Origin of the sequence: Paenibacillus zanthoxyli JH29, from assembly GCF_000520715.1 — a bacterium.
In the GTDB taxonomy this organism is placed as follows: domain Bacteria; phylum Bacillota; class Bacilli; order Paenibacillales; family Paenibacillaceae; genus Paenibacillus_AQ; species Paenibacillus_AQ zanthoxyli.
This window is the reverse complement of record NZ_ASSD01000046.1, coordinates 1-8,658: the sequence shown is the minus strand read 5'-3', so window position 1 is coordinate 8,658 and position 8,658 is coordinate 1. Positions and strand designations below refer to the sequence as shown.

The following is an 8,658-nucleotide window of genomic DNA, read 5'->3' as shown; positions in this document are numbered from 1 at the left end:
AGGTCGGCCCGCCGAGCGAGGCATTGATGCCAAGCGGCTGGGCGTCGCCGACAACAATGTCGGCGCCAAGCTTGCCTGGCGTTTCGAGTACGCCGAGGGCAAGGGGATTGGCACTGACGACGAGCAGCGCTTTGGCGTCATGCGTAAGCTTCTCAATGGTTGACAGGTTCTCGATGCACCCGAAGAAGTTCGGGTACTGCACCAGCACCGCCGCCGTGTCGCCGTCAATCGCCTGCGCCAACTGGGCGAGGTCGGTGACGCCGTCCGTGCAGCCGACCTCGGCGATTTCAAGGCCGTGTCCGGCTGCGGACGTCTTCAGCACCTGCCGCGCTTCGGGATGGACAGCGCTGCTGACGATAATCTTCTTGCGCTTCGCAGCGCCGGAAGCCAGCACCGCCGCCTCGGACAAGGCCGTCGCGCCGTCGTACATGCTGGCGTTGGCGACCTTCATGCCGGTCAGCTCGCAGATGTAAGACTGAAATTCGAAGATCGCCTGCAGCTCGCCCTGGCTGATCTCCGGCTGGTAAGGCGTGTAAGCCGTATAAAATTCCGAACGGGAAATGACATGGTTAATGACGACGGGCACATGGTGATCATAGAGGCCCGCGCCCAGGAAGCTGGTGTGGCTGTCGAAATCGGCGTTTTTGTCCGCCAGCTGTTTCATATGCCGCAGCAGGGCGTATTCGTCCAGCGCTTCCGACATGGGCAGCCGGCCCTTGTAGCGTACGGCTTCGGGAATATCGGCGAACAGCTCCTCCACGGACTGAATCCCGATTTCCGCCAGCATTTCGCTGCGGTCCTGCTCGGTCATCGGCAGATAACGATGCTTCATTTACGGATTCACTCCTTGGCTCATTAATTATATAGCTGATTAATTATAAAGCTGATTAAATGTATAGGTTATGTCCTGCACAGGCAGGTTCTTACCGGCTTTTTTTAGATTAAAGAATTTATAAGTTTTCAGCGGAGCTGAACAATTCTTTAATCGCAAGAAAAACAACCGCTAATGAGGGATTTGGCAACTTCTTCGAAAAGACTTCACTAGGAGTTTTTCTTATAAAAAGGGGCTTTCACGACGGCGGCCCTGAGCCGCTTGCCGCGGATCTCCACTTCAAGCGTTGTGCCGATTTCACCGTACCGGGCTTCCACCAGGGCAAGCCCCAAATTCCGCTTCAGCGTCGGCGACTGCGTGCCGGTCGTTATCTCGCCGATCTGCCGCCCGTCCGCGTAGACGGGATAATGCGAGCGCGGAATGCCCCGGTCGATCATTTCGATTCCGACCAAGCGGCGCGGAACACCCTGCTCCTTTTGGGCCTTGAGCGCTTCGCGGCCGATAAAGTCTCCCTTATCCAGCTTCACGAAGAAGCCAATCCCGGCTTCGAGCGGCGAGATATCCTTCGACAATTCCTGGCCATACAACGGCAGCTTCGCCTCGAAGCGGAGCGTGTCGCGTGCGCCAAGGCCCGCTGGCGTCAGACCGTGAGCGCTGCCCGCTTCGAGCAGCCCGTTCCAGAGCTTCGCCGCGGCGTCTATCGGCGCATACAGCTCGAAGCCGTCTTCGCCGGTATAGCCTGTGCGGGACAGCAGCACTTCCACGCCGCACACGACGGCCCGTTCCACGAAATGGAACGGCTTCAGTCCGGCCAGCGGCACATCGGTGACTTCGCTCATGATCGCTTTGGCATGCGGCCCCTGAACCGCCAGCAGCAGCGTTTCTTCCGACCGGTCCGTAAGCTTTACGCCGCTCTCCGGCAGATGATCCTGAAGCCACTGGAAATCCTTGCCGATGTTGGAGGCATTCACGACCAGCATATAGCGCCCTTCCCCCAGACGATACACGAGCAGGTCATCAACCGTGCCGCCGTCCGGGTAGCAGAGCAGCGAATACTGCGCCTGGCCGTCCGCAAGCTTGCCGACATCGTTGGTCGTCATATGCTGCAAATACGCCTCGGCGCCGCTGCCCGTCACCATAAATTCGCCCATATGCGAGACATCGAACAATCCCGCCCGGCTGCGAACTGCTTCGTGCTCCTTCTGGATGCCGGTGAACTGAACCGGCAGCTCCCAGCCGCCGAAATCAATGCTTCTGGACTCCGGAAAAGCGGAGTAGAAAGGGAAAAAAGGCGTTCTTTTCAAAGCATCCATATTCTCACTCCCCGTGTTTTTAATAGCTAAGACTTTTTATGCTGCGCGCGTATTGTTAAGCCTTAGATTTCTACGAGAAACGGACTTTGTCCTTAAAAGGACGGCGTTAGCCGTTTCCTCTTGTCCTACAAAGTGAAGCTTGCCCCTATATACATCTTCCGAAACCTTACAGGGGATCGACCCCCACTATATTTGCAAACGCAAAAAGGGACAGGCGAAAAGACGCATTTGCGCAACCTATGCGCGTCATCGTCCTTCGCTCTGTCCCTTGTACCTGAAAGTTACCCTGCACGCCCGGCTGTGAATGTCCGGTGCTTCAGCATGAGCCGCTGCTTGCCGTATTGTACGGCGCTCTATGCTGAATGCAGGTTTCCCCGTTGGTGACCGTACGCTTATGAAGCTCCGGTTCTCTCCAGAGTTGCGTCCGGCAGAGGTCCTTTTGCCTGAGAGATTCACCTTGGGTTAAGGCTTACTCCTTCGGCGCCGTCCGTGCAGGACAGTCTCTCCCTGTGCCATCATTCGCAGTCGTATGTGATTATTCTCACTCCATTAATACTGGAAACCTATCCCGATGTCAACAATATTCGCTCAAAACCGGCCGAAATTTATTTTCTTGTCACATATATTGACACCCGATAAGGGCATAACTTAGTCTATAACTAATTTATGACTCCCAAATGACGAAAAGAGGCGGCTAACGAAAATGAGTGAAGTGCTAGACAATCTCCGGTACAGCGAAGAGCATGAATGGGCGCAGCAAGGAGAAGGAAAAATTGTACGTGTCGGCATTACCGACCATGCTCAGCATCTGCTTGGCGACATCGTGTTCGTGGAGTTTCCGGAAATCGGTACGGCGGTCACCGCCGGGGACAGCGTCGGCAGCATTGAATCGGTCAAGACCGTATCCGAATTATATTCTCCGGTGTCGGGAACGGTGACGCGGATCAACGAAGCGCTGGAAGACAGCCCCGAGCTGTTGAACGAGCAGCCGTACGGAGAAGGCTGGATTTACGAGGTGGAAGTCGAGGGGGACTACGCTTCGGCTACTTCCGGACTGCTGGACGCAGCGGCTTATCGTGAGTTGGTCGGCGAGTAATTTCCGGTAATCGGCTAATGAGTTAAAGGGATAATTCCGTTCGTACCTGGACCGGCATCGGATTTCTAAGTGAACGGGAAAAGCTCCGGTTTATTTTTTGGTAAAAAGATAACTCGCTCAATAAACGGGAAAACCTCCGGTTTATTCGCCGTTTTTTCTTCATTTCCGGCTAAAGCGCCGAATTAAGAGGGGGATTTTCCAGCTTATTTCGGTAAGAGGCCACTTTTTGGAAAAATAAAAGGGAGAAATTACGCTTCGTCTCTTCGGCTCGTTTCGATTTTGGTGAGTGGAGAGAGCGAATGCCACTCTGCCAAGGATGCCGGGGGCGGAATTGGGGCCTCATTGCATACGGAATTAATCATAAGCGAAACAACACCACAGGCGGGCTTGGACAGCGGACCGATCCGCCAGGCCCTGGCGGAATTTATGGCAGGCTTGGCACAGCGGCAGATTTGCCGGGCCCCGGCCGAAATTCACAGGCAGGCTTTGGACAGCGGACCGATCCGCTGGACCAAGGCCCGCCTTTTTTTGCAAGGTGGGTGAAGGTGTTTGACCTTGCGTCTTGCTGCTTCCAGCCGTTCCGCCTGCCGCTACCGTGTGGGAAAGCCAGCGATTCCCTTGTAGATTGAAGGCGCGATATGCCAGAAGAAGGGCTCCAGGAACAAGCAGGCCGCCGCAAAAAGCATCCACAGTCCAAGAAGCCTGCCTATTTTGCGTGATCTCCGGATAGCGGGGGAAAGCACCAGCCAGTAAACCGCTATAGAGTAAAAAGGGAACAGCGCTGCGGTCATCAAGGCGGTGCTCATCGTAAAGGTGATTTCGGCGACCGGAGTCGGAATCATGGCATTCGGATTGTTGACCGGGTCGCAAAATACACCCCCGCGAGAAGCGGCAGCCAGGCGGCCAGCACATGCAGCGGGAACGCCCGGATCTTGTTGTCGCTCAACGCGCGCAGCACCTGCCAATATCCGCACCAGATAAGCGCGTACAGAGCGCCAAAGGCCAGCATGTAGCTCCGGATCACCGCAAGTCTCCAGCCTGTCGGCATCCCTGAAGGAGCATCCCAGAATAGATGCGGAGAAGCCCCGAAAAAAAATACAAACCCGCCGAAACCCATCAGAAACATCAAGAAGACGGCGTGAAAAAAGAGGCTGACCAACGGCAGGCCAACGGTATACAGGTTGTTCCGCCATCGGTTCAGATCGCGTAAAGCGCGGACAAGAGAGGCCATACTGCAATTATCTCCTTTGCTTACTCTTTTCCACGTTATGTATATTTTTTCCTTCTACTGTACCCCGATAAAAAAATTTCGGCTCCGCTTCAAAATCAGCGCTTTGTATGTAACCCAGCAGCAGGTGACGACATATGCAGATGACGACATATAAGGTTGTCTTTTGGAGAGCTGAGGTTGTCATGTAGTGGCAACAAGCGGGACAGCTGTTTACTCCCGAGGCATTTTCCCATCAGCAGCGGGGAAGCGGAGAATACCTGCATGGGTACATCTTTTTTCTCGCAAAAATCCCTCCTTAGTTCATTTCCTGCAAATGTGCAGGCATTTCGCATCCCTTTTCCCTGTTCCGGCGTTCAAGCATCAAATGGCTGCACCACTGCATCTATTTCTTTTTCCCGCGCGAAATTCGCCGATAAAACCTGCTGCTTTGCAGGAAAAAACCTCCTGTTCGGCCTGAACAATCAGACACGTTGTCCCATCTTCTTCTTTCCGGACGAAATTCACCAAGAAAACCTGCTGCTTTGCAGGAAAAGATGCTCTTCCGCCTGAGCAAACGGATGCGCTGTCCCTTCACCCTCTGCATTAACGATGGACGGCATGATGGACAGCCGCGCCTGCATGGAGTCCGACCACTGCCCGCTGCACATGCCGGGAGAGCTCATGTTTTGAAGCCCCTGCTGTCCTGCTCGGCGACCGATGCTTCTTTCACGCCCGAATGGATTTCGTCAAGCTCCGATTTGGTGGCAAAACCAAAATTTCGGTAGATTTACACATGGATTTCACAGTGGTTGACTGCCACCACGTATCGCCCCACCGCGCGCTGGGAGCTGCACGCGGTGCAGAGGTCGTGAATATCCAAACTGTGTCATTAAGGCTTGCCAGCCATGTTCTCCCATGCGGAGATCGCCGTTAAGCAGTTCGTGATGGGATGATAGTCGGCCTTCGGGGGCGGGCTCTTAATATTGCTGTATTTCCGGTTGCACGCGTCCAGAAGCTGGTACCATCCCCCGCAGCGATGATCTACAAAATGAGTCCAGCAGTAAGCGAACATGTCCATGTAAAATTCCCGGTATTCCGTCCGGCCCGTACAGGCGGCCAGCATTGCGGAAGCGCCGAGCGACTCCGCCATTACCCAGTACGATTTGTCCGTATCGATAATTCGTCCGTCCACAGGAGACATTGCAAAGAAAATACCTCCATGCCGCCGGTCCAATCCTTTGTGCAGCGCCTCTTGAAACAAGCGCTCCGCCTGTCGTAGAAGCCATTCCTGCGGACAATGCCGGTGCAGCAGCAGGAGCAGCTTGGCCCACTCGATAGAGTGGCCAAAAATATACCCGTAAGGCCGGTATTCACTCTTGGTATAGTCTTTGTTGTAATTCCAGTCGATTTCCCAATCGGAATTGTAGTGCTCCCAGATTAGTCCGCCCGATTGCGGGAGCAGCTTGAACATGACGGAGTGCGCCAGAGTATTCGCACGGTCCAGATAGCGTTTCTCGCCGGTAGCCCCGTAAGCCGCCATCATCGCCTCGCATAAATGCATATTGGCGTTCTGTCCGCGATAGGGAGACAGTTCCATCCAGTCGGCGGTGATTTCATCGGCGTACAGGCTGTCTTTTTCACTCCAAAAATGCTTCTCCAGCACCTCGTACACTTTGCCGATCATCGGTCCGGCCGAGGAAAGCCCCGCCTTGTATGCGGTGGAGACCGCCAGCAAGACAAAAGCGTGCCCATAAGCGAACCTTCTTCTATCGGTCGGAGTCCGCCCTTTTAGTGTCCAATGATATCCCTCATGCTCATGATTCCAATGAAATTCCCGCAGAAAGCGCAGCCCGTGCTCCACAGCTTCGCGGTACTCCTCAGACTCGCCAACCTGCAAAGCCGCGCTAAAGATATAAATGAATCGCGTCATTCCAACCAATTGTTTCGTCTCGTAATCGCTTGTGGTTCCATCGTCCAGAAAGGAGTTGATATAACCGCCGTTCTGAAGATCGATACACCGGGGGGTATAGAAATGCACCGTGTCCAGAATATGCCGCTTCAAAAAGGAAGGATCTGCAAAATCCGGATAGGCGGCTCGGGTATCGTTCATGGATATATCCCTCTTTCTTTTATTTTGTCGATAATGATCATCTATGCGGTTGAGCTTGGTCTTTATGTTATCCTAGTGAATTCGATTCCCGGTCACCAAGTCTGGCAGGCGAGTAAGGCTATGGACGGCATTGCGAAAAAGCGGATTTTCGGAAGACCAGCCCGTGCTGTCCGAAAATCCGCCGTATGCGGGGCATGATTGCGTATATGAAATTCGTGAGGCCGCGCTCACTCCTCCTGCAGCTGCCGCAGTACGATGATCTCCACCCGGCGGTTCTTCTGCCGTCCGCTCTCTGTTGCATTGTCCGCTGCGGGGCGGGTATCGGCGTAGCCGGCATACTGGAATTGGCTAGATTTTAGCCCCTCTTTTTCCAGGAAAAAACGCAGGACGGACAGCGCGCGAGCTCCCGAAAGCTCCCAGTTGTCAACATACCGGGAGGAGGGGAGCACCGGCTGGTTGTCCGTATGGCCCTCGATGCTGACCATCGCTCCGATGCCGCGGAACAGGCCGGACAGCTGATGCAGCGCGGGAGACGCCGCGGGCTTGAGATCCGCCTTGCCGACATCGAACAGGAAGCGGTTGCTGAGGGTGATGGCGATGCCCTGAGGCTTGTCCGCGACAAATATCTGACCGCCAAGATCATTGGACTTCACGTACTCCGTTATTACGTTCATCAGCTCTGCCAGCTTCGCTTCCTGCTGGCGGAAGGCAAGCTCGCGGGGAGAGGGAGATGCGGAAGTCTTTCCGCCATCCGGCGTCGCTGACGGAATAACGGCAGAGTGGCCGTCTGCACGGCTCTGACCGTCTCCGTTCTCCGTGCTGCCTGCATTTTCCTCGCCTTTTCCGCCGTCCAGTATCCCGTTCCCGCCCTCAAGCACGCCGTTTCCGGTCTGGAGTGAGCGCTGAAGCGAAGAGATCACGCCGCTATACTTCTGCTGATCGAGGCTGCTCATGGCAAAGAGAACGACAAAAAAGATAAGCAGCAGCGTAATCAGATCGGCATAGGTAATCATCCAGCGGTTGCTGCTGTCGCGCCCGTCAGGGCGGCGATTCCGGCGTCCCCGCTGCCTCATGTCCGAACCCCGGCTGAGGCGATCCCTTCCGCTTCGCTTTGGAGGAATGAGGCCAGCTTCTTGCGCACCATTTGGGGATGATCGCCATTCTGTACAGCCAGAATGCCTACAAGCTGCATTTCCATGCCGTGCAGCCGGAGCTGGCTGCGTGACTTGATCTTGGAGGCAATGGGCAAGAAGAGCAGATTGGCGCTGGCGACCCCGTACAGCGTCGCTGTAAAAGCGACGGCGATTGAAGGCCCGAGCTGGGAGGGATCGGTAAGGTGGCCGAGCACGCGGATGAGACCGAGGACGGTTCCGATAATGCCCATGGTGGGCGCGTAGCCGCCGGCGGCCTCGAACACTTTCGCATAGCCTTCATGTTTCAGCTCCGCCGCGTCCATCTCCAGCTCCAGAATTTGACGCACCTGCTCAGGGTCCGTGCCGTCGACAATAAGCTGCAGCCCTTCACGGGTAAAGGGATCGGGATGCGTCTCCACCCGGGGCTCCAATGCCAGAACGCCGTTTCGGCGGGAGAAGGCCGCCATCTCGACGAATTCTTCCACCTTCTCTTCGAGGTTGGCGTCACTTCGTCCAAAGGCTATCCTAAGCCCTGTCCCGACGGACCGCAGCGTGCGGGCGGGAAAGCTAATCAGAACTGCGGCAGCCGTGCCCCCGAATACAATGAGAGCGGCATTCCATTGCAGAAGACCGGATACGCCGCCGCCTTCCCAGAAGAATCCGCCGATCAGGGCGGCTGCTCCGGCAAGGATGCCGATTATTGAGGTGATATCCATTGGTTAAACTCCTTAATTTTATATATTAGGTTTGCATGAAAGGCGCAGGCCATGTATAATGGAGGGGAACAAATATTCTTATATTCCATTTTTCACTCTAGTATGAAGATCGGCATTTAAGCCAACAATTTTGATAAATAGTTTTCATAAACTCGTGACTTCAGTCGTGAGTTAGAAAACTTCGATAGGGCGTGGCTTATGCCACGTTAACGATCCGACACATGTTTAGGTGACTATTACAACAATCC

Annotated in this window: 10 protein-coding genes and 1 riboswitch; of the genes, 2 read left to right on the top strand and 8 right to left on the bottom strand. The window is 54.8% G+C overall.

Features of this window, described 5'->3' with window-relative positions; genetic code table 11:
- Both gcvPA and gcvT read right to left on the bottom strand, forming a co-directional pair.
- Positions 1 to 832 (bottom strand): aminomethyl-transferring glycine dehydrogenase subunit GcvPA (gene gcvPA / locus L691_RS0101960; protein WP_025688456.1); only part of this gene is annotated, 832 nt, incomplete at its 3' end.
- A 209-nt stretch (positions 833 to 1,041) separates the two neighbouring features.
- Positions 1,042 to 2,145: a glycine cleavage system aminomethyltransferase GcvT gene (gcvT, locus tag L691_RS0101955; RefSeq protein ID WP_025688455.1), complete on the bottom strand. Its 1,104-nt coding sequence runs from the start codon at positions 2,143 to 2,145 to the stop codon at positions 1,042 to 1,044.
- 421 nt (positions 2,146 to 2,566) lie between these two features.
- A riboswitch (glycine riboswitch) is annotated at positions 2,567 to 2,664 on the bottom strand.
- Positions 2,665 to 2,848: 184 nt separating this feature from the next.
- On the opposite strand from gcvT, the gene gcvH reads away from it, so the two are divergent.
- The gene (gcvH, locus tag L691_RS0101950) at positions 2,849 to 3,241 is read left to right on the top strand and encodes a glycine cleavage system protein GcvH (protein WP_025688454.1); all 393 of its coding nucleotides are present in this window, start codon (positions 2,849 to 2,851) and stop codon (positions 3,239 to 3,241) included.
- Between the two features lie 342 nt (positions 3,242 to 3,583).
- Positions 3,584 to 3,784, top strand: a complete 201-nt coding sequence (locus L691_RS0101945) for a hypothetical protein (protein WP_156934129.1) — start codon at positions 3,584 to 3,586, stop codon at positions 3,782 to 3,784.
- Positions 3,785 to 3,831: 47 nt separating this feature from the next.
- Here L691_RS0101945 and L691_RS0101940 read toward each other — a convergent pair whose 3' ends face one another.
- From L691_RS0101940 to L691_RS0101910, 6 genes are all read right to left on the bottom strand, one after another.
- A complete protein-coding gene (locus L691_RS0101940) occupies positions 3,832 to 4,083 on the bottom strand; it encodes a hypothetical protein (protein WP_025688449.1) in 252 nt (83 codons plus the stop codon).
- Positions 4,080 to 4,472: a hypothetical protein gene (locus L691_RS0101935; RefSeq protein WP_025688448.1), complete on the bottom strand. Its 393-nt coding sequence runs from the start codon at positions 4,470 to 4,472 to the stop codon at positions 4,080 to 4,082. The genes L691_RS0101940 and L691_RS0101935 overlap by 4 nt, the downstream gene beginning before the upstream one ends.
- Before the next feature lie 500 nt (positions 4,473 to 4,972).
- Positions 4,973 to 5,134 (bottom strand): hypothetical protein, encoded by a 162-nt coding sequence (locus L691_RS31720; protein WP_156934128.1) that lies wholly within the window; start codon positions 5,132 to 5,134, stop codon positions 4,973 to 4,975.
- 206 nt (positions 5,135 to 5,340) lie between these two features.
- Positions 5,341 to 6,561 (bottom strand): AGE family epimerase/isomerase, encoded by a 1,221-nt coding sequence (locus L691_RS0101920; RefSeq protein ID WP_025688447.1) that lies wholly within the window; start codon positions 6,559 to 6,561, stop codon positions 5,341 to 5,343.
- 227 nt (positions 6,562 to 6,788) lie between these two features.
- Entirely contained in the window at positions 6,789 to 7,634 is an 846-nt protein-coding gene (locus tag L691_RS0101915; RefSeq protein ID WP_025688446.1) for a flagellar motor protein MotB, read from the bottom strand.
- Positions 7,631 to 8,410, bottom strand: a complete 780-nt coding sequence (locus tag L691_RS0101910) for a flagellar motor protein (RefSeq protein ID WP_025688445.1) — start codon at positions 8,408 to 8,410, stop codon at positions 7,631 to 7,633. Before L691_RS0101910 ends, L691_RS0101915 begins: the two co-directional genes overlap by 4 nt.
- Positions 8,411 to 8,658: the final 248 nt, after the last annotated feature.